We start from the raw sequence: 22,858 nt of genomic DNA on the forward strand, positions 1-22,858 counted from the left end.
ACAACACATGGACAGCAGGAAAAACCAGGCCGACGGCGGTGCAGCCGCTGCACCTGCGGCTGGGCTGCCGGCTCCGGAGCATCTGCTGCGGCTCGACAAGGTGGGCAAACACTACGGCAACATCATTGCGCTGCACGATGTCACCATGGATGTGGATGCCGGCAAGGTCACCTGCGTGCTGGGCGACAACGGCGCCGGCAAATCGACGCTGATCAAAATCATTGCCGGACTGCACCCGCATGATGAAGGAACCTTCACGGCGCTCGGGGCGGAACGCCACTTCATGTCTCCGCGCTCTGCGCTGGACCTGGGCATTGCCGCCGTCTACCAGGACCTGGCTGTTGTTTCCCTGATGCCGATCTGGCGCAACTTCTTTCTCGGCTCTGAACTCACCACGGGCTCGGGACCTTTCAAAAGGCTCGACGTTGCGCGGATGAAGGAGATCACCAGGAAAGAGCTGCAGGACATGGGTATTGACCTGCGTGACGTGGAGCAGCCGGTGGGTCAGCTTTCCGGCGGCGAGCGCCAGTGCGTGGCCATTGCCCGTGCCGTGCACTTCGGCGCGAAGGTGCTGATCCTGGATGAACCGACGGCAGCCCTGGGCGTCAAGCAGTCCGGGGTGGTCCTGCGTTACATCCTGCAGGCCCGTGACCGCGGACTCGGCGTCATCTTCATTACCCACAATCCCCACCATGCCTACCCGGTGGGGGACCGCTTCCTGCTGCTGAAGCGCGGGCGTTCCATCGGCTATTACAGCAAAGAGGACGTCACCCTGGACCAGCTGACCGCCCAGATGGCCGGTGGTGCCGAACTCGAAGAACTGGCCCAGGAACTTGAGGCCCTGGGCAGCCACCGCGAGGTTGTTGCGGAGGTTCAAGCCGAAGTTGGCAGAGGGCCGGCGCGCACCTAGCAACGGGCCTTCACCCCAGAGGGGTACCGTTACGCAAACCGGTCAAAGGCCTCCAGCAGCCGCTTCACGGATCCGCCGAGGTTCCATTCCGTGCCCAAGCGCTCCAGCTCGGCGCGTTCGCTGCCGGTAATCGGCGTCAGCTCCGCACCCGCCTCGTCCAGCCTGGGCAGGTCCAGGTCACGGACCACCCGAACGACGTCGGGCGCAACCTCCAGATATTCTGACGCCTTGGCGAGCTTGGACCGCACCGGCGCCGAGAGTCCGCTGTCCGGGTCTGATGCCGCAGCCAGCAGGGCGTCCAGCGTGCCGTACTCGCCCAGCAGGGATGCGGCTGTTTTCTCCCCGATCCCGGCGACGCCGGGCAGCCCGTCCGAGGCGTCTCCGCGCAGGGTGGCGTAGTCCGCATACTGCTGCGGCAGCACCCGGTATTTCGCCACGATCGAGGCTTCCGTCAGCACCTCGAGGTTTTTCATCCCCCTTGCCGTGTAGATCACGCGAACCCCGCGCCCGTCGTCAATGACCTGAAAGAGGTCCCGGTCCCCGGTGACGGCGTCCACGGGCAGATCGGCGCCGCTCGCGTAGCTGCCGATCACGTCGTCGGCCTCATATCCGGAAGCGCCGACGACGGCGACGCCGGCCAGCTCCAGCGTGCGCCGGATCATGGGAATCTGCGCCTCGAGCGGATCCGGCACGGTTTCGACGTCGGGAGCATCGTCAACGGTCTCGGCCACCCGGTGCGCCTTGTAGGTCGGCAGCAGGTCCACGCGCCACTGCGGACGCCAGTCATCATCCCAGCAGGCAATCAAATGCGTCGCCCCGTAGTCGGCGGTGAGCCGGGTGATCATATCCAGGAGGCCGCGGACGGCGTTGACCGGTGTCCCGTCACTTCGCCGGATGGTGTCCGGCACTCCGTAGAAGGCACGAAAGTACAAGGATGCGGTGTCAAGCAGCATCAGGCGCTGGTTCATACGCCGATCCTTGCACGGACCGTCTTCGGGACGGTAGGACGGCCGCGGGAGGAAGCCCTAGGATGAGCCCATGATCCACAGTGCAGGCATTCTGCTGTACCGCCGTGCCCCGGCGGCTGACGACCTCACCGGTGAGCTGGAAGTGTGGCTTGGCCATATGGGCGGCCCGTACTGGGCGCGCAAGGATGCGCATGCCTGGTCCATTCCGAAGGGCGAGTATCTTCCCGGTGAGGAGCCGCTTGCTGCGGGGCTGCGGGAATTCGGCGAGGAAATGGGCGTGCCGGCACCGGCTGCAGACTACGCATCCCTGGGCAGCTTCCGGCAGTCCGCCAAGAAGACCATTACGGTTTTCGCTGCTGAAGCGGATTTTTCCCCGGAGCGGATTCTCAGCAACACGTTTGAGCTGGAGTGGCCGCCTGGCTCGGGCACTGTCCGGGAGTACCCGGAAATCGACGTCGCCGGCTGGTTCGATGAGGCCGCGGCCCGCACCAAAATCATCAAAGGACAGGTGCAGGTTCTGGACGCACTGAAAGTGCGCCTGGAGGGGCTGCACGGATGATCCGACCCCGGAAGGTCCACTGCGGCGCCTGACCGTATCGCCGTTCCGGTGCCGCGGATACTCTCGAAGAAGCAGGGGCTGAACCACAACGTCAGCCTGAGCATCAGTCCGCCTTCCGGAGGTGCGTTCCATGCCAGCTCACACAGTTACCAATGAATCGCAGAATCCTCCTGAATCCCGTTCACGCGGCATCGGGTTCTATGCCTCCCCCCGCACATGGCTGCTCCCGCTGCTGGTGCTCCTGATTCTCGGCGGAGCCGGCACGGCCCTGTACATTGGCGGGCTCGGCAGTCCGGGAGATCATCTGAAGCACTTCCCCATTGCCGTGGTGAACCAGGACCAGGGAACGGAAACACCGGACGGCGGCCGTGAGGACCTGGGCCGGAATATCACGGACCAAATGAGGCAGGGGTTTGGCAGCTCGGACAAAATCGAGCTGCGGGTGCTGTCCTGGAACGAGGCTCAGGATCAGATGCGCAAGGGACAGATCCACGGGACAGTGGTGATTCCCGAGTCGTTTTCAGCGGACGCCACTGCCCTGGTCGCCGGTTCGCTCAGCGCCGAAGAGGTGTCCCGGCCCACGGTCACCGTCTACACCAATCCCCAAGCCGGACCGCTGGCCAGCAGTCTGGCCACTGAGGCCATAGATCCTGCTCTGGAACAGGCCAACCGCGGGCTGGGGGAGCAGCTCACAAAATCAGCGGAGGAAGCCCAGGCGCAGGCGCAGGCCGAACTGGATCGTGAGCTGGAGCAGCTGGGCACGGCGCTGCCCTCCGAGCTGGAGCAGCAGGTGTCCCCGAAGATCGGCGGCACCTCAGCCGATTTGCTGGCGGATCCGATTGCCGTCACCACCAGCGTCTACTCTCCGCCGCCGGAGGGTGCTGCCCTGGGGATGGGGGCGTTCTTCTACTCCGTTCTGTTGATGGTGGTGGGAGTCAGCGGTTCGGTGGCCCTGCACTTCCTGCTTGATGCCCGGCTGGGGGTGGCGCCGATCGAGCTGGGTCCCCGTTTCACCCTCGGACCCCAGCGGCGCCCTGCCCGCTGGGTCACCTTCCTCGTGAAGTGGGGCATCGTGGTCATAGGGGCGCTCCCCACCGCGGGACTGATGATGTGGGTGGCCTCCGCCGTCGGAATGCCGATACCGCACGGCGGCTTGTTCTTCCTCACCACGTGGCTTTCCATTGTGACGGTGTCCGCGGTGACCTTCGCGCTGATCGCCGTGTTCGGCAGCGCAGGCATGGTCCTGTCCCTGCTTTACGTGGTGTTCATGGGCCTGCCCTCGGCGACCGGCGTGGTGCCGCTGGAAGCGCTGCCTGGTTTCTTCCAGTTCATCGCGCGCGGGGAGCCGCTCTACCAAATGACCATGGCCAACCGCGCCGTCCTCTACTTCGACGCCGATGCCGGTGCCGGGGTGCAAAGCGGAATCATCGGCATGCTCATCATCATTCTCATCGCCCTTGTGGTGGCACTGGTGTTCTCGGTGATCTATGACAAGGTGCTGGGCCGGCGGGGCGCACGGATGGTCGCAGCGGCGTCGCCCTCCTGAGCAGGCCGCGCGGGCGGCGATAAACAGGGCCGGACAGGGCTCACCTCTGGTCCCGGCCGCTTCCCGCAGGGCGGGCGCGCAGATGTGCGCGCTCGCCCTGCGGTCCGAAGAGGGCGAGGAACTCGACGCTGTCACCGGTGGCATTGTCCATCCAATGCGGCACACGGGTGTTGAATTCGGCGGCTTCCCCGGAGCTCAGGACCAGTTCCTTCTCACCCAGCACCAGTCTCAGCCTTCCGCTGAGCACATAGAGCCACTCATAGCCCTCATGCGTCTTGAGCTGCGGCTGGGACGGGGCGGCCTTGCCCGGAAGGATGTATTTGTAGGCCCTGATCCCTCCGGCCTGCTCCGTCAACGGAATGATGGTTGCCCCGTGCCGGCGGAAGGGCCGCATATGCACCCGCGGGTCCCCGGTGGCCGGAGCATCGACAAGTTCGTCAATGGTGACTCCGTAGATCCGGGCCAGGGGCATCAGCAGTTCGAGGGTGGCCCGCCGCTGTCCGGATTCCAGCCGGGACAAGGTGCTCACCGAGATTCCGGTGCCTGCTGATACTCCGGCCAATGTGAAGCGTCTGTCGGTCCGCAGTGAGCGGAGCCTGGCGCCGACACACTCAAGGGCAGTTTCCAAAGAGTCGTCCATGTGCCTCATTTTGCCATGGCGGCAATATTGTTTGCCGTCCTGTTGCTGCCCGCCGGAGACTTGAAGGACAAGGCGCCGGCACAGTCGGCGCAGGGACGAAGGGCAGATTTCGGTTATGGATACAGCGGTGGACAGGAACGGGGAAAGCGGCGGCCGGTTCGACGTCGTCGTGATTGGCGGTGCCGCAGCCGGACTGAGCGGGGCGCTGGCCCTGGCGCGGGCCCGGAGGTCCGTGCTGGTGGTGGATGCGGGGGAGCCGCGCAATGCGCCGGCGGCCCACGTGCACAATTATCTTGGCCGGGAGGGTGCGGCGCCGGCGGATCTGTACAGTGCGGGCCGCGATGAGGTGCGCAGCTACGGCGGAACCGTGAGAACAGGCCGGGTAACCTCCGTGACGCGGGGCGCCGACGGAGGATTCCTGGTGCAGCTGGCTGACGGAAAGCGGGTCCACGCCCGCCGTGTGCTGGCCGCTTCCGGGGTGGCAGATATCCTGCCGGATCTGCCTGGAATCGAGGAACGCTGGGGCACGGCAGTGCTGCATTGCCCGTACTGCCACGGCTGGGAGGTCCGGGACAAAGCAATCGGTATTCTGGCCACTGATATCGCAGCGGCAATGCACCAGGCGCTGTTGTGGCGTCAATGGAGCGCGGACGTGGTGTTGTTTCTCCACACGGCCGGAACCCCGGACGCTGCGCAGGCAGAGCAGCTCGCGGCACGGGGGATCCGGACGGTTACCGGTGAAGTCATTGCCGTGGAGGGAGCCGCCGGTGCCGGTATCCGGCTGGCCGGCGGGAAGCTGGTGAACCGGGATGCCCTGGTGGTGTTTACCCGCCTGCAGGCCCGGGCCGGGTATCTCGCGGAGCTGGGGATTGTCCCGGCCAATCAGTACATGGGTGAGGTGGTCTTCGGGACGGCGGTTCCGGTGGATTTCACCGGAGCCACCCCGGTGCCCGGTGTATACGCAGCGGGCAACCTTGCCGCACCATCAGCGCAGGTGATGGCGGCGGCCGCCGCCGGCCTGATGGCCGGTGCCGCGATCAACGGGGACCTGGCGGCAGAGGATACGGCGCTCGCCGTCGAGGCGGCACGCGCGCGTCCCGGATCTACGGCGTGATTCAGGGCAGATAAACCGCGGAGGGCTGGGTGAGGAAGTCACCCGGATGGGTTACCGGTGCGGAGAGCATGCCAGCCGAGGCGTCAATGAGGAAGTACCCCACTCCGGTCCAGTTGGCCTTTTCCGCCCCGTCCTGGATGCGTGCCTCATACTCGGCGGATACCCCCATCACCATGTTGCCCAGGATCCAGGAGCGTCCGTATCGCGTGGTCGGAGCCAGCCCTCCCGTAGCCGCCTCCAGGCGCCCAATCAGGTCCTCGGTCAAGGGGTTGGCAAGGACAGATCCCGCGAGCACCTCGTGCATGGACGGTACCGCCCGCAGCTGGTAGACGAAGCGTGCCCGCCAGCTCGGCACCGGCAGCGACCCCAGGTGCTCGACCCACGGCAGGATCAGGCAGGCCAGCAGCTCCGGAAGGGCAGGGTTTGGATTGAGCCCGGCCGCCAGTTCAGCCCGGCGGCGGCTCGTGTCCGCGGTGTGCCGGGTGACCAGGGCGCGGATGAGCTCCTCCCGGCCACCGAAGTGGTAGGCGACGGCGGAATGGTTGGCGGTGCCGGCATGTTCGGCGATCCGCCGGTTGGAGACGGCGTCTATGCCGAAGCGGGCGAAGAGTTCCTCGGCTGAGTCCAACAGTGCTTCGCGCGCCTTGTCACCGTGCTGCCCCATGGCCGATCCCTCTTTCAATGCCGTTCCGCCGATATTGCCTCGATTATCAATTTTACGCCACTTGGCGTAATTTTGACGAGTTGGTTCCACTGACCCGTCCGGCCGCATCCGGCCCGGCGTACCCGCCCCGACTTCGTTGATCTATTACAGGAGCACGTTCTTGACCAATCCCCACCCGACCTCCGCTGACTCCCCGCCGGACACCGTCCCGGCGACGGAGGCTGAAGCTCCGGAAAGCCCACTGTCTGACGCGGCGGCCGCCAAGCGTGCGAAGGCCGAAAAGATCGGGCGCTACGTCGCCATGTTCATGATGCCGCTCCTGATGGTGTCCATGCTGGTGGGCGGTTACCTGGCCGCTATGCATTCACCGGAACCGCAAAATATGCCCATAGCAGTCAGCGGCCCCTCGCAGCAGGCGGATTCGTTCACCGGGGCATTGGAGTCCGCCGCCCCGGATGCTGTTGACGTTCGGAGGGCGGCATCGGCAGAGGAAGCGCGCCAGCTGGTGCTGGACCGCGAAGTTTCAGGTGCCGTGGTGCTGTCCGGCGGTTCGGCCACCGTGTACACCGCCGGTGCAGCCGGCGCCTCGCAATCCAGCACCGTCACCGCGCTCCTGGCCCCGCAGGTGCTCGGCCAGGGGCTGAACCTGCAGACCGAGGATCTCAAGCCGCTGCCGGACAACGACATGGCCGGCCTGGGGGCAATGTTCATGACGACCGCCCTGATGCTTGCCGGTTACATGCCGTTGAGCCTGGTACTGTCCAACTCGCCCGAACTCCTCCGCTTCCGCCGGTTTGTTCCTCTGCTCGCAGGCTGGTCCGCTCTGATTGCCGCACTGGTGTGGACCGTCGTCGGCCCGATCATGGGTGTGGTTGAAGGCCACACCGCGGCCGTTCTGGGCATCTGCTGGCTGTCGGTCTTCGCCGTCGGCAGTGTCCAGCTGTTCCTGACCCGTATCTTCGGTCCGATGGCTGTGCTGGTGGGCATGCTGTTCCTCATGGTGCTGGGGGTGCCGGCGTCCAACATGAGCATGTCCGTGCATACGATGCCCGCCCTCTACCCCTTCCTGCACAGTTTCCTGCCGGCTGCCGCTACCGGTGAGTCGCTTCGATCGGTGCTCTACTTTGACGGGAACGGCGCCGCCGGGCACCTGCTGGTGCTGGTCATCGGCATCGTCGCCTCCCTGCTGCTGACTCTGGGGCTTGATGCCCTGAAGCGGCGCCGCAAGCCGGATGCCAAGCCGCCGGCCGTCAATGTGGCGTCGCTGCACGGCGGGCCGCGCCCGAAGAGCCGGGTCTGGCGCTATGTCACCCTGGCATTCTTCCCGCTGGTCATGGTGTCGATGATGCTCACGATGATGCTGGGCGCCATGTACCAGCCCGCGCCCAGGGACATGCCGGTCGCCGTCGTCGGCGCCACCACTGAGCAGGCCGAACAAGCGGTTGCCGGACTCGAAGAAAACATGTCCGGGCTCTTTGACCTGCGGGCACTGGATTCCGCCGATGAGGCCCGTGAGCAGGTCCGGGACCGTGAGATCACCGCAGCCTACGTCCTGCCGTCGGCAGAGAACCCCGCCGCAACCCTCTTTACCAACCAGGCCGCGGGCGTGAGCGCGCAGCAGGTGGTCAGCCAGGTGTTTGGCCAGGTGTCCGCCGGCCAGCAGATGGAACTGATCAAGGAGGACATTGCCCCGCTGCCGGGTCAGGACTCCATGGGCATGGCCACCATGTACCTGGCCATGGGCTGGATTATGGCCGGGTTCATGATCATTGTGGTGGGCGCGACCGCCCAGCCGGCCAGCCGTCCGCTTCGCAAGCTCCTGCCGATCGCGGCCGGTTGGGCGGTAGGCTTCTCTGCATTCCTGTGGGTGATCGTCGACGTCTTCGTTGGAGCCGTAGACGGGCACTTTTTCCAGCTGTGGGCGGTTGGAGCCATCGCAATTTTCTGCGTTGCCATGTTCACCGCCGTTTTTGAACGCCTGATCGGGATGCTCGCCATTCTTCCGGTGATTGGAATCCTGATGTTCCTGGGCGTTCCGGCCTCCGGGGCCGCGATGTCCATCTACATGGAGCCGGAGATCTTCCGTTTCCTGCACGAGGTACTGCCGATGCCGGCAGCAGTGGAGTCCATCCGTTCCATCCTGTACTTCGGCGGGGACACAGTTGCCTCCCACCTGCTGACCCTTGGCATATGGGGTGCTGCTTCCCTGCTGGTTGTCATCATCATCGACCGGATCAAGCCGCCCCGCACCGAAGCCTGGCCGGTCGACGAGGCTCCGGCCCCGGCGGATCCGGCTGGTGACAAGGCTGCGGAGAAGGAGTTTGCCGCGGTGTAATCCGCCGCAGTTCCCGGTGCCCGTCCAAGTGCGCCGGTAACCCGGGGGCCGCTGCTGATGCAGCGGCCCCCTTTGCGTTGCCGGGATAAACAGTCTCAAAGAAAGCTGAAACTCCCTTCCTAGCCTTGCGCTCCCGATGTCGCCGCGTAGCTTTGCAGGTGCCGCGTGTCACAATCAGCGGATCAGCGCCGGCAGTGCCACCATATGGGCATGTCTGCGAATACCGGCACCCCAGCCCCCCAGCAAACCCGGACCGGCGAAGAGCGCAGTGCGCGCGTGGCGGTCACGGTCTTTCCCCTGCTCATCCTTGCCGGGGGAGCGGTGGCCCTCTTTTTCCCGGAGCCTTTCACCGGTCTCTCCGCGTTTATCAATCCGGGCTTGATGCTCATTATGTTCGGCATGGGCCTGACCCTGACCCTGCCGGACTTTGCGCTGGTGGTACGGCAGCCCCTGCCCGTGCTCCTCGGCGTCGTCGCCCAGTTTGTGATCATGCCGCTGCTGGGAGCCGGAATCGCCTGGGCACTGCAGCTGAGTCCTGAACTGGCAGCCGGCGTGATCCTCGTAGGGTGCGCGCCCGGCGGTACAGCTTCCAACGTGGTGACCTACCTTGCCAGGGGCAACGTTGCCCTGTCGGTGGCCATGACCTCGGTGTCCACCCTGCTGGCACCCCTGTTGACGCCGCTGCTGGCGCTGTGGCTGGCCGGACGGTACATGGCGGTTGACGCCGGTTCCATGGCCCTGTCCATTGTCCAGATTGTGCTGATTCCCGTGGTGCTGGGACTTGTGATCCGCTACGCAGCGCCCCGGCTGGTGGACCGTGTGCTGCCGGTCCTGCCGTGGATCTCGGTCCTGGCCATTACGTTTGTAGTGATTGCCGTAGTGGCTGGAAGTGCTGCCGCCATCGTCACCGCAGGGTGGCTGATCCTGCTTGCGGTCATCCTGCACAACGGCCTCGGACTGGGCCTGGGCTACGGCGCGGCGAAGCTCTTCCGCCAACCGGTAGCCTCCCGGCGCACCATGGCCATTGAAGTGGGCATGCAGAACTCCGGACTGGCAGCCGGACTGGCAAAGCAGTACTTCACGCCCGAAGCGGCACTTCCGGCGGCGGTCTTCTCGGTGTGGCACAACGTTTCCGGTGCCCTGATGGCAGCTTTCTGGCGGAGCAGGAGTTCCCGCTGACCCCGGCCCTGTCCGGATGTGCGGGAGCAACGGGGATGCTTCCGGCTCAGGGGTACCGTTGGCGGTGCCTTAGCCGCTAGGGTGATGCCGTCCCGGCACTTCGAGGAAAGCAGGCGCCCATGGCGTCCAAGACCATCGTGATCACCGGCGGGTCCGACGGCGTCGGAGCGGCTGCCGCACGCAGGCTCGCCGCGGACGGCCACCACGTTGTGGTGGTGGGACGTTCGCAGGAGAAGACAGCGGCCGTTGCGAAGGACACCGGCGGCGAATTTCTGCTGGCTGATTTTGCCGACCTCAACCAGGTGCGGAACCTGGCTTCGGAACTGCTGCAGCGTTATCCGCGCATCGATGTGCTGGCCAACAACGCCGGTGCCATCTTCGGCAAGGAGCGGCAGGTCACCGGAGACGGACACGAGATGACGTTCCAGGTGAACTATCTGGCCCCGTTCCTGCTCACCCGCCTGCTGACGGACCGGTTGCTGGAGTCGCGGGGGACCGTCATCAACACCTCAAGCATCGCGAACCGACTCTTCGCCCGGGTGGATCTGGACGACCTGGAGTCGGAGAAGAACTACAACCCCCGCAGAGCCTACGGAAACAGCAAACTGGAGCAAATCCTGTTCACCGAGGAATTCGACCGCCGGTACCGCTCACACGGTGCCACCTCGACGGCGTTTCATCCGGGCAACGTTGCCTCCGGCTTCTCGGGCGTCCGGGGATCCGCCATGCACGCGCTTTACCAAACCCGGCTTGGGAAGCTGTTCCTGACCAGCCCGGAAAAGGGGGCCAGGACACTGGTGTTCCTGGCTGAAGGCACACCCGGCGAGGACTATCCCACGGGCAAGTACTTTGAGCGGTGCAAGGTTGCGCGCCCGAACCGCCAGGCCCGGGACGGAGCGCTGGCACTGGGGCTGTGGAACCGGTCCGTGGCAATGCTGGAGTCCTGAGGGTGATGCGCAAGACCATCGTGATCACCGGTGCCAGCGACGGTATCGGTGCTGCCGCCGCCAGGCAGCTGGCCCGGCAGGGTCATCGCGTGGTGGTGGTGGGGCGGTCGCCGTCGAAGACGGCTGCAGTGGCCGGGTGCACCGGCGGCGAGTACCTCGTGGCCGATTTCGCCGCGCTGGACACTGTGCGGAACCTGGCGTTCCAGCTGCTGGCACACTGCGGCGTCATCGACGTCCTGGCCAACAACGCCGGAGCAATGTTCGGCTCGAGGCGGCAGATCACTGAGGACGGACACGAAAGGACTTTCCAGGTGAACTACCTGGCGCCCTTCCTGCTCACCCAGATGCTGACCGACCGGCTGCTGGAATCGGGCGGAACCGTGATCAACACTTCCAGCGCGGCCAACTTATTCGGGCGCATCGATCCGGATGATCTGGAGCTGGAAAAGCGGTACCGTCCCTTTCGGGCTTATGCGGCAGCCAAACTCGCACTGATCCTGTTTACACGCGAGTTTGACCGCCGTTACCGCCTCCGGGGAGCAACTTCCACAACCTTCCACCCCGGCCTGGTGGCCACCAATTTCCTAAGGGAGCACGGTGTGGCACCTGCCGCAGGGCATTCACCCCTGCGGCATCTGGTGCTGACTCCGGACAAGGGCGCCCGAACGCTGGTCTATCTTGCCGGGGCTGTACCGGGGCAGGACTACGCGACAGGCGAGTATTACCGGCGGTGCGAGGTGGCGCGCCCGAACCGCCAGGCCCGGGACGGAGCGCTGGCACTGGGGTTGTGGAACCGGTCCGTGGCAATGCTGGAGTCCTGACCCGGCACTAAGTACCTATGTCCATTAGTCCACTAATGGACTACGGTGTGATCATGTTCACAGGTGAGGGTCCGATCTTCCAGCAGCTTGCTGTCAGGATTGCCGACGACATCGTGGCGGGAACCTATCCCGAAGAGACCGCTGTGCCTTCGGCCACCGACTTCGCCATGTTCCACCAAATGAATCCCGCCACCGCCAGCAAGGGCGTGAACATGCTCGTGGATCTGGGCGTGCTCTACAAAAAACGGGGCATCGGGATGTTTGTTGCGACCGGAGCGCGGAAAGTCCTCCTTGCCCGGCGGCGTGATGAGTTTCGCAAACAATACCTGCAGCCGCTTCTTCGCGAAGCCGCGGTCCTTGAGATTCCGGCCGCCGAACTGCACTCGATGATCGACGACGAACAGGATCCGGCATGACCAACGCAATCGACATCCGCTCCATGAGCCGCACCTTCGGGCACTCGAAGGCGCTCGAGGACATTACGCTCACCGTTCCGCCGGGCGCCATCTGCGGACTCCTTGGCCGGAACGGTGCCGGCAAAACGACCATCATGTCCATTCTCGCCGGCCAGGACCGGCCGAGCTCAGGCATAGCCGAAGTGTTTGGACAGAACCCCTTTGAGAATGAAGCGGCCCTGTCCAAGATCAGCTTTGTCCGCGACAACCAGCGGTATCCCGACGGCTACCGGTTGCACCATGTCCTGCGCATCGCCCCCGAATTTGCGCCGAACTGGAACGCCGGCCTCGCCGCGGAACTGGTGGAGGGATTACGCATCCCGGACAGGACGCCGATCAAGAAATTCTCCCGGGGACAGCTTTCCTCCGTTGCCATTGTTCTCGCCCTGGCCTCGCGAGCCCCCCTCACACTCCTTGATGAGCCCTACCTGGGCCTTGACGTCACAGCCCGGGCGTTCTTTCACAACATGCTTCTCCGGGACTACACGGAGCACCCCCGCACGGTCATCCTGTCTACCCACCTCATCGAAGAATCCGAAGCTCTCTTTGACCGTGTTGTGATCGTTGACCGGGGCCGGGTGCGAGCCGATTGCGACAGCGACGAGACATCCAGCCTTGCCTTTACCCTGAGCGGGACCGCAGACGCTGTCGAGCGGCTCTCAGAAGGCAGGGTCCTTCTCCTCTCGCACACAGTCGGCAACCTGAAATCGGTCACCGTCAGCGGGACCGCCGACGACGATCTCCGAACCCAGGCGCGCTCACTCGGAGCAACCGTTTCGCCGGCTACCCTCCAGGAACTCGTCGCAGCATTCGGGGCAGATGCACCGCAACCGATTCGCACCAGGAAAGGGGCGCACGCATGAGCGCCGTCGTCTCAACCGTCAAAATCCACCTCAACCGGCGGACGGAAACCTTCGTTGTGCCACTGACCATCGCCGGGTCAGTCGCCATCATCTCCGTGCTCACCGCACTGATCTTCTGGCGTTCCGGTAGCCAACCGGGCAGCGAGGCGTGGATCCAGGGCTCCCAGAGCAATCCCGGAATTGTCTACGCACTGGTGGGTTTCTTCTGCTATCTCGGTGTTGCCAGTGTTGGAACAACGTTCCCGTTCGCGTTGGCTCTCGGGGCATCCAGGCGGTCATTCGTCGCCGGCACCATCATCTGGAACGCACTCACCGCCGCCTACGTCGCCCTGATCCTGGCTGCGCTCAATGCCATCGAGATCGCCACAAACCACTGGTTTGCCGGCTTCTACATCTTCGATATCTACGTCCTCGGCGGCGGCGACACACTGCGCCTGCTGCCGATCGTCTTCTTGGGAGTACTTGCCACACTTACCATCGGAGGAGTCTTCGCCGCTGCGTGGGTACGCTTCGGCGCTCTCGGCCCTCAACTCCTCGCAGGCGGCGTCGTCCTCATACTGGCGGTGGCGGTAATCATCCTCGTGCCCCAGGCGGCAGCAATTGCCGCCGCCTTCCACCTCTGGTGGCTTGCTGCCGCAGCCATCGGTGCGGTCGTGCTCTCCGCCACCGGAACCTGGCTGCTGCTGCGGCCGGCCACTGTGCGCTGACGGGCACACTGGAGTCCCGGGCGGATCCGGACCCATTGTCACCGGACCGGCCAGACGCATCCGTTCAGCAGGAGGCCAGCCGGCGGGCAGAATTTTCATCCAGGATCAGATCCGTCACCAGGCCGGCGCTCAGCGCCCCCAGCAGGCTGGTGGTCTTGGCTTCCCCGGCCACCACGCAGATGCGGCGCGGGACCTGCCGCAGCTGGCCCAGCTCCGGGCCGGTGCTGCGGGCGTTGAGGCTGATACCGTCCCAGGTGCCGTCCACGCGGTAGAACATGGTGGCGACGTCGCCCACCACGCCTTCGGCCATCAGATCCTCCAGATCCTCTTCATCGAGGTAGGCGCCATTGTAAACGTGGCTTGGAACGCCCGCCTCCATGGAACCGACTCCGAAGATGGCGATGTTCATCCGGGCCTGCAGATCCAGCACGCGCTTCACGGGACGTTCGCGCCACATGGCTTCCTTGGTCTCCGTGTGGTCGAAGAACGCGGGCACCGGGAACTGCACCACGCGTGCGCCGTAGGCATGGCCGAAGCGCTGCAGGATTTCACTGGCATAGGTGATGCCCGAGGTGCGGAAATTGCCGGCACCATTCATCTGCACAACTGTGCTGTCATGGGTGTCCTTGACGCCCAGATGCTGGCTGACGGCGGTCAATGTGGAGCCCCAGGCAACACCCACGATGGCGTCAGAATCAATCAGGGGATTGATGTGGTGGGCGGCTTGAACGGCAACACGCTGCAGAATCTGGGCGGGGGAAACCCCCTCCGCCACGGGCACCACCTTGGCGTGGATTCCGAAGCGGGAACTGATTTCCTTCTCCAGCGCCGGAGCCCGGTCCGCAGCACTGTTGATCTTGATCTCCACCAGTCCGGTGCTCCGGGCATGCGAGAGCAGGCGGGAAACAGTGGAGCGCGAGATCCGCAGTTCGCGGGCGATGGCTTCCATGGTCAGGTTCTGCAGGTAGTACATCTGTGCCGCCCGCAGGGCGTCCCGGTCGCGTTCCGCCTGAGGGGTAAAACCCTCCCCGTGCCGTGCAGCGGAACGCTTGGTGACACCAATGTTCACTTGTTGTCCACCCAATCCGCAAAGAACCTCATGTATCCATTATGTCAGGGTGCACGTTTGTGCATCGGCTCGATGCCTGGGCCCTCAGGCTTCGAGCATGGATGGATATGGCAAAGCCGCCACAGAAGCGTTTGGAGATAGTCGTGGACAATTCCGTGAACCCCAACAAGGGAAAAACCGCCGTCCGTCCGGTGGTGCAGCAGCTGAAGGACCGCCCCCGGGCCTCAGTGCTGATCGTGGGCGGCGGCATCAATGGCGTAGGCACGTTCCGTGACCTGTCGCTGCAGGGAGTGGACGTAGCACTCGTGGAACGCGGGGACTACTGCCAGGGCGCTTCCGGTGCCTCATCCCACATGATCCACGGCGGCATCCGCTACCTGGAAAACGGCGAGTTCCGGCTCGTGCATGAGTCCGTCGTCGAGCGCAATGCGCTGCTCCGACTGGCCCCGCACTATGTAAAGCCGCTGCAGACCACCATCCCGATCACCAGCACCTTCTCAGGCATCACCGCGGCCCCGCTGCGCTTCCTGACGCACAAGCAGGGCAAGCACACCGAGCGCGGCGCCGTGCTCATCAAAGCCGGCCTGCTGATGTACGACTTCTTCTCCCGCGGCGGCCGCGTGGCTCCGCGCCACAACTTTGTCGGCAAGAAGAAGTCCCTGCAGGAACTGCCCAAGCTGCGTTCCGACGTCAAGTACACCGCCACGTACTTCGACGCCTCCGTCCACAACCCCGAGCGCCTCACCCTGGACGTGCTGCGCGACGGACTCGAAGCCAATCCGCAGTCCCGTGCCAGCAACTACGTCTCGGCCGTGGGCACCACGGACGCCGGAACGCTGCTGCGCGACGAACTGACGGGCGAAGAATTCCTGTTCGAAGCCGACGTCGTCATCAACGCCACCGGTGCCTGGGTGGACGAAACCAACGACTCCTTCGGCGAGCGCACCTCCTTCATGGGCGGCACCAAGGGCTCACACATCGTCCTGGACCACCCGGAACTGCTTGAAGCCTGCAACGGCCGCGAACTGTTCTTCGAGCACACCGACGGCCGCATTGTCCTCATCTACCCGATGGGTGACCGCGTACTGGTGGGCACTACGGACATCGACGCCGACATCACCGAGGACTCGGTCTGCACCGATGAGGAAATCGAGTACTTCTTCGAACTCGTTGCGCATGTGTTCCCGACCATCGACGTGCGCCGCGACCACATCGTGTACACCTTCTCGGGTGTCCGTCCGCTGCCCAAGCACGATGACACGCAGCCCGGCTTCGTCTCCCGCGACTACCGCATCGAAAAGCGCATGGACCGCCGCGCCGGCAAGAACGTCACCACCCTGTCTCTCGTGGGCGGCAAGTGGACCACGTTCCGCGCCCTCTCCGAAAACCTTGCTTCCGAAGCCATGACCGCACTGGGCATGCCGCGGAAGACGACGACGTCGGAGCTTCAGATCGGCGGCGGCAAGGGCTTCCCGCGCACCGAAGCGGAAGAGCGCCTGTGGGTCAACCGCACAGCCAGCGAGGTTGCCGACCGCGACCGCGTCCGCGTACTGCTGACCCGCTACGGAACCCGCGCCACCGATGTTCTCGAGTTCCTGGCGAAGGGTGGAGACCAGCTGCTGGCCTCCACTCCCGAGCTGAGTACCCGTGAACTCACTTACATGGTGGAAAACGAGCAGATCACCCGTCTGTCCGACATCCTGATCCGCCGCACGTCACTGGCCTTCCGCGGCCTGGTGACCGAGGAGATGCTCAACGAGCTGGCGGAGCTGCTTGCTCCCCAGCTGGGCTGGGATGAGGAAGAAGCCCGGACCCAGGTGCAGGCGACACGCGACCTGCTGGTGAACATGCACGGTATGAAGATTGGTGTGCCGGTAGCCTAAGCACCCACGAAAATTTCAAACAGCAGAGGGAGGACACCATTGGTGTCCTCCCTCTGCTGTTGTCTGCCGGGCGCCGCAGCTAGAGTGCCGACGCCACGAAGACCTGGGACGGGCCGGTGAAGGTGGCCGTCACGGGCGCCCCGGCGTACAGGATCTTTGTTTCGGGAAGCATTTCAGCCGTGACCTCCTCCACGGTGATGGAGGCGGGATCCATAGCAGCCAGCACAACGCTGAACGGCCCCACATTGACGGGCTTTGGATCTTTCCCCACAACCACCCGTCGCAGGTCCAGGTCGTCGCTCCACAGCGGTATGCGCTGCTGGCCGTCACCGAGCTCGAGTACGGGCAGGGCAGAAGGCTGCGGCTGTCCGGTGCTTATCAGCTGCAGCAATTCGGTGAGGTCCACCTGCTCCGTGGTGAGGGCGGCGTGCAACGCATTATCGGAGATGCCCATAACCACCACAGCCTGGCCGGACAGATAGGTATGCAGGCATCCGGGAGGGATCACGGTTGCCTCCCCGGGATTTAGCTGGATCAGTTTCATGCAGATGGCCAGCAGGATGCCGCGGTCGTGCGGGAAGAGCTGCTGCAGGCGGCGCACTGTGGCGACCGCCTCTGCAGCCGGTCCGTCAACGGACCGGCATCGCTCCACCGCCTCGGCTGTTTCCCGCAGGGCAGATGTGGTTTCGTCTGGCGACATGCGCAGAACGGAATGGACGGCAGTCTCATGGCGGAAGGAAAGGTAGGAACGCAGCCAAGGTAGTTCCAGCCCGGACGCGATGGCCTCAAGTTCCTCGATGCTCCGTTCTCCGGCAAGCACGCGCAGGGGAGTGAGGGCTACCGCCACCTCACATTTCGGGTTGCGGTCCTTGTAGTGACGGTTTCGGGCGTTCAGGGGCACGCCCCGGGCCTGCTCCCGTATGAAACCGGTCAGCGCCTGCTCCCAATGCGGGTGCAGCATGATCGGAGGCGGAACATCCGCGTCCAGGACCCGGAGGCTGAAGGGGAACGGAGAGCCGGTTTTGACTTCAGGGCGGGGGACCGGAAGCGACCGGTCTCCGGCAAATTGTTCGAGCGTTTGCCGAAAGGTCGCGGGATCCCATTCAATGAGCAAACCGCGGGAAGGAAGCGGCGGAGACCGATGAGCAGGTGTGAGGGACTTTGAGACGGCGGAATCGGTACGCACTACAGTCACTTGCATCACCAAAATGGACCAGAGACGGAGGGACGGGGGATCGGAGGGTCCGCCGTGGAAATATCTGATCTTTTTAATTGTAGGCACTGCAGCAGCAGAGTAAACCCCGATCCGGAGGAGGCATCCTGTGAGGCTGCCCATCGATCCAGCACCTTCAGGCACCGCAGCGAGGCACAGTTTTCCTGTTGGAACTCCAGCGGGAAAACTGTGCCAAGCGAATGTTCAGCCTCGGTTAGGGACCCGACGTGCCGGTGGTGCCGCCGGTGGTGAAGGGCAGCACAAGACGCGACGGGTGCTCGGCGTCCCGGTAGATCTTGTGCGTCACGGGGCGGCCAACGGGCAGGTGGAAGGAATCCGGCGGCAGCAGGGCGTTATGCTCGTCCGCCAGCGGCTCGTCATTGGACAGCTCCACCACCAGGCGGTGCCCTGGCCGGAACGTGGTGGCAAACGGATAGAGGCGCACCACGTACTCTTCGACAGCACCCGGTTCCACCGGAACGGCACGGGTGTGGGGGTGGTACGGGTTGCCCTCGGTGGTCCGGTCCCCGTCAAGCTCCCGGTGGGACGCCTTCAGATAGCCGGTGGTGACCAGCTGCCGCTTGCCGTTGGGTGCGTGGTCCCACAGGCGCAGGATGAAGTTGGTGTCCTCCTGGTCGATTTCCACGAAGATGTGGGCGGCGCCGGTGCCGATCAGCTCGGTGTCTTCCTCGAACACGTCCGTGCCCCAGTCCAGGATCTCGACCCTGTCCGTGACCGTCAGCGGGGCCTGATAGAAGCCGTCCGGAGCGGCATATTCGGTACCCATGGGTTCGGGTTCGGGCGAAAGCTTCCGCCGCGGCCGCAGGTACAGAGGACGATATTCCACGTCCTTCGGCGGCCACTGTTCACCGGTCGCGTGCTCCCGTGAACCCTCCACGAAGACGGTGACAGCCGGCTCATCCATGATGCCGTTATCGATGCCCTTGATCCAGTAGTCGTACCACCGGAACATCTTGTCGTGCTCCTCGATAAAGGGCCGCGACTGCATGGGCGGGTACGGACCGATGTCCAGCTTCTTGGGGCCCTGAAGCGTATCGAACAGCTCGATGGTGCCGTCCATGGTCCAGCCGCGGCCCTGATCGATCTGCAGGTACACCGGAATATCGATGTTAGCCGCGAGGTTGATGGGGTTGCGTTCCTCGTACCAGTCGCCGTCGAGCTCGTTCATGACGATGTCGAACCACACCTCGTGGTGCACGGGATAGTTCAGCACGTGCACCAGGTTGGGCCAGGCAGCCACGTCCGGATCCTGCAGGCGTGCCGCGACCAGTTTCTCGATCTCGCCGGGTGAGTGCTTCTCCAGCATGCGGGACTTGACCCGGTCCGTGAAAGCCCAGCCGGAGTCACCGCCGCGTCCTTCGCGGGCGGCGCGCGGCATGAACCACATGACACCGCCGTGGTAGGTGGTCTCGTAGAAGTCATAGTGGCCGCCGGAGACGAAGATCGCTTTGAGATGCGGCGGGCGTTCGGCGGCGGCAAGGACCTGCATGGAGCCGAAGTAAGAGATGCCGACCATTCCCACGTTGCCGTCGCACCAGGGCTGCGCGGCCACCCACTCGATGAAGTCGTACGCGTCCTGGCCCAGGGAGACCCCGCCGGCGTTGTAGTTGCCGATGTGCTCGCCGCCGGAGTCGCCGGAACCGCGCAGGTCGCCGATGACGTGGACATAGTCTTCCTTCACGATCCTGGCTATGTCCCCGGCCTCGATACAGCCGTCCCACATGGGGCTGGGCCGGCGCTGCGGCGGCATGGTCAGTGCCATGGCCTGCAGTTCCTTGCCGTACGGGCTCAGCGCAACCAGCGCCGGGCGCGGTTTGTCCCCGGCGCCCTGGTAGGCGTCTGCGGCAAGTTCGACGCCGTCGCGCATCGGAACGCGCAGGTCCTTCTGGACCGTGATGGGCATTCCGCCGGCATTAATCGTCTGGAAAGTGGCCATGAGTGGTGCGGCTCCTCTAGGAAATCTGCTGGGTGTACCGGCTGCGGTAGCCGTCGAGGGTAGTGAAGAAGGGCGAGGGCTCAAGCGTGGGCTCGGCGGTGTAGCCGAGCTCCGCGGCGACCTTTTCGAAGGGCGAGTAAACCGAACCGGTTTCTTCCAGCCCGGCATCGAGCGCCCCGGTGACGCTGGCCCGGATCCGTGCTTCCAGCGCCAGGGACTGGTCCAGTGCGCGCCGTGCCTGCGCCGCATCAAGTTCGACGCCGTAGGGCTCACCGTCCGCTCCGCGGTACGGGTGGCCCAGGTACAGGCGTTCCGGCCGGACCTCATCCCGGAGGTACAGGAGGCTGGAACGGTACGCGGCCGGATCCGTGTAACCGGGGAACCGGTTGGCGGCACCGTGAATCTGCACGGCGTCGCCCACGAAGACGGCACCGTCCAGCTGGTACGCCACGGACCCCGCCGTGTGGCCCGGAACGGAATGCACCTGTACCCGCACGTCTCCGCCGAGGGCCAGTGTTTCCCCGCCGCGCAGCAGCACATCCGGTTCCATCTCGCCGGAAATCACGGCCTGGGCGGAGCTGGCCTGCTGCTCCACGCCGTCGGGCGCGTTCAGGTACCGGTGACGGCCGTGGACGTACTCCTCCACGTGCGCCTGACGCGAGCGCAGCAGCGGCGCGTCCGCCTCGTGGATGACCACCTTCGCCTTGCCGCCGGTGAGCTCCCACAGGGCCCTTGCTCCGCCCAGATGGTCGATGTGGCCGTGGGTCAGCAGGATCCAGCGGACCTCGTCAATGCTGCGCCCCATCTGTTCCAGCGCGGGAATCATGCCCTCCAGCGGCGACGAGGCAATGCCGGTGTCGACAATGGCGGGTTCGGGCGCATCAATGAAATAGCTGTAGAGACCGAACCTGCCCCACGGAGAGATCAGGGGATGAACAGTTGCCTTGGACGTCATCGGGCGCCGTGCAGGAAGTCGCCGGTCTGCTTGAATGCCTGGTAAAACTCCGGAATCCAGGAGAAGTTCGCCACGAACCCGTGGTTGGCACCGTGATAGCGCGTCACCACCGCGTCCACCCCGGCCTCCAAAAGCTGTGCCCCGTACAGTTCGCCTTCGTCGCGCAGCGGGTCGTGCTCTGCGGTGATGATGAGGGCCGGAGGGAGCCCGGCGAGGTCCTTCCGCTTGATGGGGGAGACCAGCGGATCTGCGGGGTCCGCGCCGCTGTCCAGATAAAACGCGTTGAACGGCTTGAGGCCCGCAGTTTCCAGGCCGTACCCTTCGGCGTTCTCCCGCATCGAGGCGTAGCGGTCGATGTCGAAGTCCAGATCCAGCGACGGATAGAACAGCACCTGGTGGGTGATGCCGGTAAAGCCGTCGTCCTTGGCCATGGCTGTGACTGCAGCCGCGTAAGTGCCGCCGGAGCTGTCACCGGCGACGGCCAGGGTCCGCCCGTTCCAACGCAGGCTTTCGCCTTGTTCTGCTGCCCAGCGGAGCACGCCATAGCAGTCCTGAAGCCCGGCGGGGAAGGCTGCTTCAGGTGCCAGGCGGTAGTCCACGGAGATCACCTTGCAGCCGGTCTCCTTTGCCAGCGATCGGGCCACGTGGTCGTGGGTGTCCACGCTGCCCAGGAAGAAGGCGCCGCCGTGGAAGTACACGAGCAGCCCGTAGGCGTCCGCGTCCGCCGGGGTGTAGATCCGGATGGGGACGTCGCCGGCAGACGTGGCCGCGGTGCTGTCCTCGACGCGGTGCAGAGGAATCCTGTCCTCGGGCGGAGGAACCTGGGCTGCCTCACCGGCACGCATGGCCCCGGGGTTGAGCGGCCCCTCCGGCGGGGCCGGCAGCGTCGCGAGGATCTTGGCAATTTCGGGATGAATGGTCATAGCTTTTCCTTGCAGTCTTGCGTTGTTACTTGGCGGCGGACTGTTCGGGGAACGCAACTTCTGCGGATTCCGGGGTCCAGCCCAGACGGGAGAGCCGCTGCAGTTCATCGGTGAGCGGCTTGCGGTTGGCCTGGAACAGGGCGAGCGCGGCCGGAACGGAGTCGGCCTCCAGCAGCGCGTTGGCCAGTGCGCCGGCGTCCTGGATTGCAGAGTTGGCGCCCTGGCCCTGGTGATGGAGCATGGCGTGGGCGGAGTCGCCCAGGAGCGTTACGGAATCGGTGTGCCAGAGGTCCACGGGGTCAATGTCATAGACGGAGCGGCTGGTGACCTTGCTGATGTCCAGGGTGCGGGCAATGTCCAGGATCCGCTGGTCGAAGCCCTCCAGCAGCGCAACGAGGTAGTCATTGGTGATGATCGGTGCCCAAGTATCGTCCTCGGAGCGCGCGGTGATGTCATAGGAAACCTGGTTCCGGTGGCGCAGCGGCAGGTTGTAGGCCACGGTCCCGTTGGAGGCGATGTAGAAGCGGGGGTTGTCGTCCGTCACCAGGTCAAAGGTATCGTCCAGTGAAATCACTGTGCGGTAGGCATGCTCGCCAGCGAACACCGGTGCCTTGTCCGTGAAGAGCTGCTTGCGGACCAGGGAGCGGATACCGTCGGCACCGATGACCAGATCGGCGGTGACACTCTCGCCGTTTTCAAAGGTGAGCGTGGAAGTGTTCCCGTGGTCGGTGATGCCGTTGAGCTGGTACCCGAGGTGCACCATTTTCGGGGGAAGGGCGCCAAAGAGGGCCTCGATGAAGTCGCCGCGGTGGATGATGCGCGTGTGGTTGGTCTGCGCGAAGCCGTGCAGTTCCGGCCATTCCTCCTGGGCCAGGACCATCTTGCCGTCGGCGGTGACAATCTCCAGGCGGTCGCTGGGTGCGCTCACAGCTGCAATGGCATCGAAAATGCCCCACTGGCGAAACAGTTCCACGGTGGTTGGCCGCAGGCCGATTCCGGCGCCAACCTGCCCGAAGGCCGGGGCCTGCTCGTAAACGTGGACGTTTTCCGCGCCGATGCTCTTCAGGGCAATGGCGGATGCCGCTCCGCCGTAGCCTCCGCCGACAATGGCAATGTGCAGGTTCTTGAAGTCTTCGATTCGCATGATTTT

General features: G+C 64.7%; 21 protein-coding genes. 12 read left to right on the forward strand and 9 right to left on the reverse strand.

The features are described 5' to 3' along the window. Positions 1 to 7 precede the first annotated feature (7 nt). A complete protein-coding gene (locus tag CXR03_RS08205; protein WP_104103264.1) occupies positions 8 to 910 on the forward strand; it encodes an ATP-binding cassette domain-containing protein in 903 nt (300 codons plus the stop codon). A 29-nt stretch (positions 911 to 939) separates the two neighbouring features. Here CXR03_RS08205 and CXR03_RS08210 read toward each other — a convergent pair whose 3' ends face one another. After that, entirely contained in the window at positions 940 to 1,878 is a 939-nt protein-coding gene (locus CXR03_RS08210; protein ID WP_104103266.1) for a 5'-3' exonuclease, read from the reverse strand. Between the two features lie 70 nt (positions 1,879 to 1,948). On the opposite strand from CXR03_RS08210, the gene CXR03_RS08215 reads away from it, so the two are divergent. Together CXR03_RS08215 and CXR03_RS08220 are read left to right on the forward strand one after the other, a co-directional pair. Further along, positions 1,949 to 2,437, forward strand: coding sequence for an NUDIX domain-containing protein (locus tag CXR03_RS08215; RefSeq protein ID WP_104103267.1), 489 nt, complete (start codon positions 1,949 to 1,951; stop codon positions 2,435 to 2,437). Between the two features lie 130 nt (positions 2,438 to 2,567). Next, positions 2,568 to 3,983 (forward strand): YhgE/Pip domain-containing protein, encoded by a 1,416-nt coding sequence (locus CXR03_RS08220; RefSeq protein ID WP_104103269.1) that lies wholly within the window; start codon positions 2,568 to 2,570, stop codon positions 3,981 to 3,983. Positions 3,984 to 4,023: 40 nt separating this feature from the next. On the opposite strand, the gene CXR03_RS08225 is transcribed toward CXR03_RS08220, so the two are convergent. Beyond that, positions 4,024 to 4,623 carry a helix-turn-helix domain-containing protein gene (locus CXR03_RS08225; RefSeq protein ID WP_104104048.1) on the reverse strand — a complete coding sequence of 200 codons (600 nt, stop codon included), beginning with the start codon at positions 4,621 to 4,623 and terminating at the stop codon, positions 4,024 to 4,026. Between the two features lie 115 nt (positions 4,624 to 4,738). On the opposite strand from CXR03_RS08225, the gene CXR03_RS08230 reads away from it, so the two are divergent. Then, positions 4,739 to 5,737, forward strand: a complete 999-nt coding sequence (locus CXR03_RS08230) for an NAD(P)/FAD-dependent oxidoreductase (RefSeq protein WP_104103270.1) — start codon at positions 4,739 to 4,741, stop codon at positions 5,735 to 5,737. 1 nt (position 5,738) lies between these two features. On the opposite strand, the gene CXR03_RS08235 is transcribed toward CXR03_RS08230, so the two are convergent. Next, positions 5,739 to 6,401: a TetR/AcrR family transcriptional regulator gene (locus CXR03_RS08235; protein WP_104103272.1), complete on the reverse strand. Its 663-nt coding sequence runs from the start codon at positions 6,399 to 6,401 to the stop codon at positions 5,739 to 5,741. A 160-nt stretch (positions 6,402 to 6,561) separates the two neighbouring features. On the opposite strand from CXR03_RS08235, the gene CXR03_RS08240 reads away from it, so the two are divergent. From CXR03_RS08240 to CXR03_RS08270, 7 genes are all read left to right on the forward strand, one after another. After that, positions 6,562 to 8,736, forward strand: a complete 2,175-nt coding sequence (locus tag CXR03_RS08240) for an ABC transporter permease (RefSeq protein WP_104103274.1) — start codon at positions 6,562 to 6,564, stop codon at positions 8,734 to 8,736. Between the two features lie 210 nt (positions 8,737 to 8,946). Continuing rightward, the gene (locus CXR03_RS08245) at positions 8,947 to 9,915 is read left to right on the forward strand and encodes a bile acid:sodium symporter family protein (RefSeq protein WP_104104049.1); all 969 of its coding nucleotides are present in this window, start codon (positions 8,947 to 8,949) and stop codon (positions 9,913 to 9,915) included. A gap of 119 nt (positions 9,916 to 10,034) precedes the next feature. Then, a complete protein-coding gene (locus CXR03_RS08250; protein WP_104103275.1) occupies positions 10,035 to 10,862 on the forward strand; it encodes an SDR family NAD(P)-dependent oxidoreductase in 828 nt (275 codons plus the stop codon). A 5-nt stretch (positions 10,863 to 10,867) separates the two neighbouring features. Further along, positions 10,868 to 11,683, forward strand: a complete 816-nt coding sequence (locus tag CXR03_RS08255) for an SDR family NAD(P)-dependent oxidoreductase (RefSeq protein WP_104104050.1) — start codon at positions 10,868 to 10,870, stop codon at positions 11,681 to 11,683. A gap of 53 nt (positions 11,684 to 11,736) precedes the next feature. Then, positions 11,737 to 12,099 carry a GntR family transcriptional regulator gene (locus CXR03_RS08260; protein WP_104054855.1) on the forward strand — a complete coding sequence of 121 codons (363 nt, stop codon included), beginning with the start codon at positions 11,737 to 11,739 and terminating at the stop codon, positions 12,097 to 12,099. Then, positions 12,096 to 13,001, forward strand: a complete 906-nt coding sequence (locus CXR03_RS08265; protein ID WP_104103277.1) for an ABC transporter ATP-binding protein — start codon at positions 12,096 to 12,098, stop codon at positions 12,999 to 13,001. Before CXR03_RS08260 ends, CXR03_RS08265 begins: the two co-directional genes overlap by 4 nt. Next, positions 12,998 to 13,708 (forward strand): hypothetical protein, encoded by a 711-nt coding sequence (locus CXR03_RS08270; protein WP_104054479.1) that lies wholly within the window; start codon positions 12,998 to 13,000, stop codon positions 13,706 to 13,708. Before CXR03_RS08265 ends, CXR03_RS08270 begins: the two co-directional genes overlap by 4 nt. Before the next feature lie 64 nt (positions 13,709 to 13,772). Here the strand turns inward: CXR03_RS08270 and CXR03_RS08275 are convergent, their stop codons facing one another. Beyond that, positions 13,773 to 14,771: a sugar-binding transcriptional regulator gene (locus tag CXR03_RS08275; protein WP_258073616.1), complete on the reverse strand. Its 999-nt coding sequence runs from the start codon at positions 14,769 to 14,771 to the stop codon at positions 13,773 to 13,775. A gap of 113 nt (positions 14,772 to 14,884) precedes the next feature. Between CXR03_RS08275 and CXR03_RS08280 the strand changes: the two genes are divergently transcribed. Next, positions 14,885 to 16,660 (forward strand): glycerol-3-phosphate dehydrogenase/oxidase, encoded by a 1,776-nt coding sequence (locus tag CXR03_RS08280; protein ID WP_104103278.1) that lies wholly within the window; start codon positions 14,885 to 14,887, stop codon positions 16,658 to 16,660. Between the two features lie 79 nt (positions 16,661 to 16,739). On the opposite strand, the gene CXR03_RS08285 is transcribed toward CXR03_RS08280, so the two are convergent. From CXR03_RS08285 to CXR03_RS08305, 5 genes are all read right to left on the reverse strand, one after another. Next, positions 16,740 to 17,996: a type I phosphomannose isomerase catalytic subunit gene (locus tag CXR03_RS08285; protein ID WP_104103280.1), complete on the reverse strand. Its 1,257-nt coding sequence runs from the start codon at positions 17,994 to 17,996 to the stop codon at positions 16,740 to 16,742. 91 nt (positions 17,997 to 18,087) lie between these two features. Next, on the reverse strand, positions 18,088 to 19,830 hold the full coding sequence (locus tag CXR03_RS08290; RefSeq protein WP_104103282.1) for a CocE/NonD family hydrolase: 1,743 nt from the start codon (positions 19,828 to 19,830) through the stop codon (positions 18,088 to 18,090). 16 nt (positions 19,831 to 19,846) lie between these two features. Continuing rightward, positions 19,847 to 20,785, reverse strand: coding sequence for an MBL fold metallo-hydrolase (locus tag CXR03_RS08295; protein WP_104103283.1), 939 nt, complete (start codon positions 20,783 to 20,785; stop codon positions 19,847 to 19,849). Further along, on the reverse strand, positions 20,782 to 21,708 hold the full coding sequence (locus tag CXR03_RS08300) for an alpha/beta hydrolase (RefSeq protein ID WP_104103285.1): 927 nt from the start codon (positions 21,706 to 21,708) through the stop codon (positions 20,782 to 20,784). The genes CXR03_RS08295 and CXR03_RS08300 overlap by 4 nt, the downstream gene beginning before the upstream one ends. Positions 21,709 to 21,733: 25 nt before the next feature. Continuing rightward, complete coding sequence (locus tag CXR03_RS08305; protein WP_104103286.1) at positions 21,734 to 22,852, reverse strand: NAD(P)/FAD-dependent oxidoreductase; 1,119 nt, start codon at positions 22,850 to 22,852, stop codon at positions 21,734 to 21,736. Positions 22,853 to 22,858 lie beyond the last annotated feature (6 nt).

The sequence above is a fragment of the Arthrobacter sp. 08Y14 genome, from assembly GCF_002929455.1.
Taxonomy (GTDB): domain Bacteria; phylum Actinomycetota; class Actinomycetes; order Actinomycetales; family Micrococcaceae; genus Arthrobacter_B; species Arthrobacter_B sunyaminii.

Coding starts and splice junctions, on each gene's coding strand:
- CXR03_RS08205 (WP_104103264.1), top strand. CDS start 8: ATGGACAGCAGGAAAAACCAGGCCGACGGCGGTGCAGCCGCTGCACCT.
- CXR03_RS08210 (WP_104103266.1), bottom strand. CDS start 1,878: ATGAACCAGCGCCTGATGCTGCTTGACACCGCATCCTTGTACTTTCGT.
- CXR03_RS08215 (WP_104103267.1), top strand. CDS start 1,949: ATGATCCACAGTGCAGGCATTCTGCTGTACCGCCGTGCCCCGGCGGCT.
- CXR03_RS08220 (WP_104103269.1), top strand. CDS start 2,568: ATGCCAGCTCACACAGTTACCAATGAATCGCAGAATCCTCCTGAATCC.
- CXR03_RS08225 (WP_104104048.1), bottom strand. CDS start 4,623: ATGGACGACTCTTTGGAAACTGCCCTTGAGTGTGTCGGCGCCAGGCTC.
- CXR03_RS08230 (WP_104103270.1), top strand. CDS start 4,739: ATGGATACAGCGGTGGACAGGAACGGGGAAAGCGGCGGCCGGTTCGAC.
- CXR03_RS08235 (WP_104103272.1), bottom strand. CDS start 6,401: ATGGGGCAGCACGGTGACAAGGCGCGCGAAGCACTGTTGGACTCAGCC.
- CXR03_RS08245 (WP_104104049.1), top strand. CDS start 8,947: ATGTCTGCGAATACCGGCACCCCAGCCCCCCAGCAAACCCGGACCGGC.
- CXR03_RS08250 (WP_104103275.1), top strand. CDS start 10,035: ATGGCGTCCAAGACCATCGTGATCACCGGCGGGTCCGACGGCGTCGGA.
- CXR03_RS08255 (WP_104104050.1), top strand. CDS start 10,868: ATGCGCAAGACCATCGTGATCACCGGTGCCAGCGACGGTATCGGTGCT.
- CXR03_RS08260 (WP_104054855.1), top strand. CDS start 11,737: ATGTTCACAGGTGAGGGTCCGATCTTCCAGCAGCTTGCTGTCAGGATT.
- CXR03_RS08265 (WP_104103277.1), top strand. CDS start 12,096: ATGACCAACGCAATCGACATCCGCTCCATGAGCCGCACCTTCGGGCAC.
- CXR03_RS08270 (WP_104054479.1), top strand. CDS start 12,998: ATGAGCGCCGTCGTCTCAACCGTCAAAATCCACCTCAACCGGCGGACG.
- CXR03_RS08280 (WP_104103278.1), top strand. CDS start 14,885: ATGGCAAAGCCGCCACAGAAGCGTTTGGAGATAGTCGTGGACAATTCC.
- CXR03_RS08285 (WP_104103280.1), bottom strand. CDS start 17,996: ATGGGCAGCCTCACAGGATGCCTCCTCCGGATCGGGGTTTACTCTGCT.
- CXR03_RS08290 (WP_104103282.1), bottom strand. CDS start 19,830: ATGGCCACTTTCCAGACGATTAATGCCGGCGGAATGCCCATCACGGTC.
- CXR03_RS08295 (WP_104103283.1), bottom strand. CDS start 20,785: ATGACGTCCAAGGCAACTGTTCATCCCCTGATCTCTCCGTGGGGCAGG.
- CXR03_RS08300 (WP_104103285.1), bottom strand. CDS start 21,708: ATGACCATTCATCCCGAAATTGCCAAGATCCTCGCGACGCTGCCGGCC.
- CXR03_RS08305 (WP_104103286.1), bottom strand. CDS start 22,852: ATGCGAATCGAAGACTTCAAGAACCTGCACATTGCCATTGTCGGCGGA.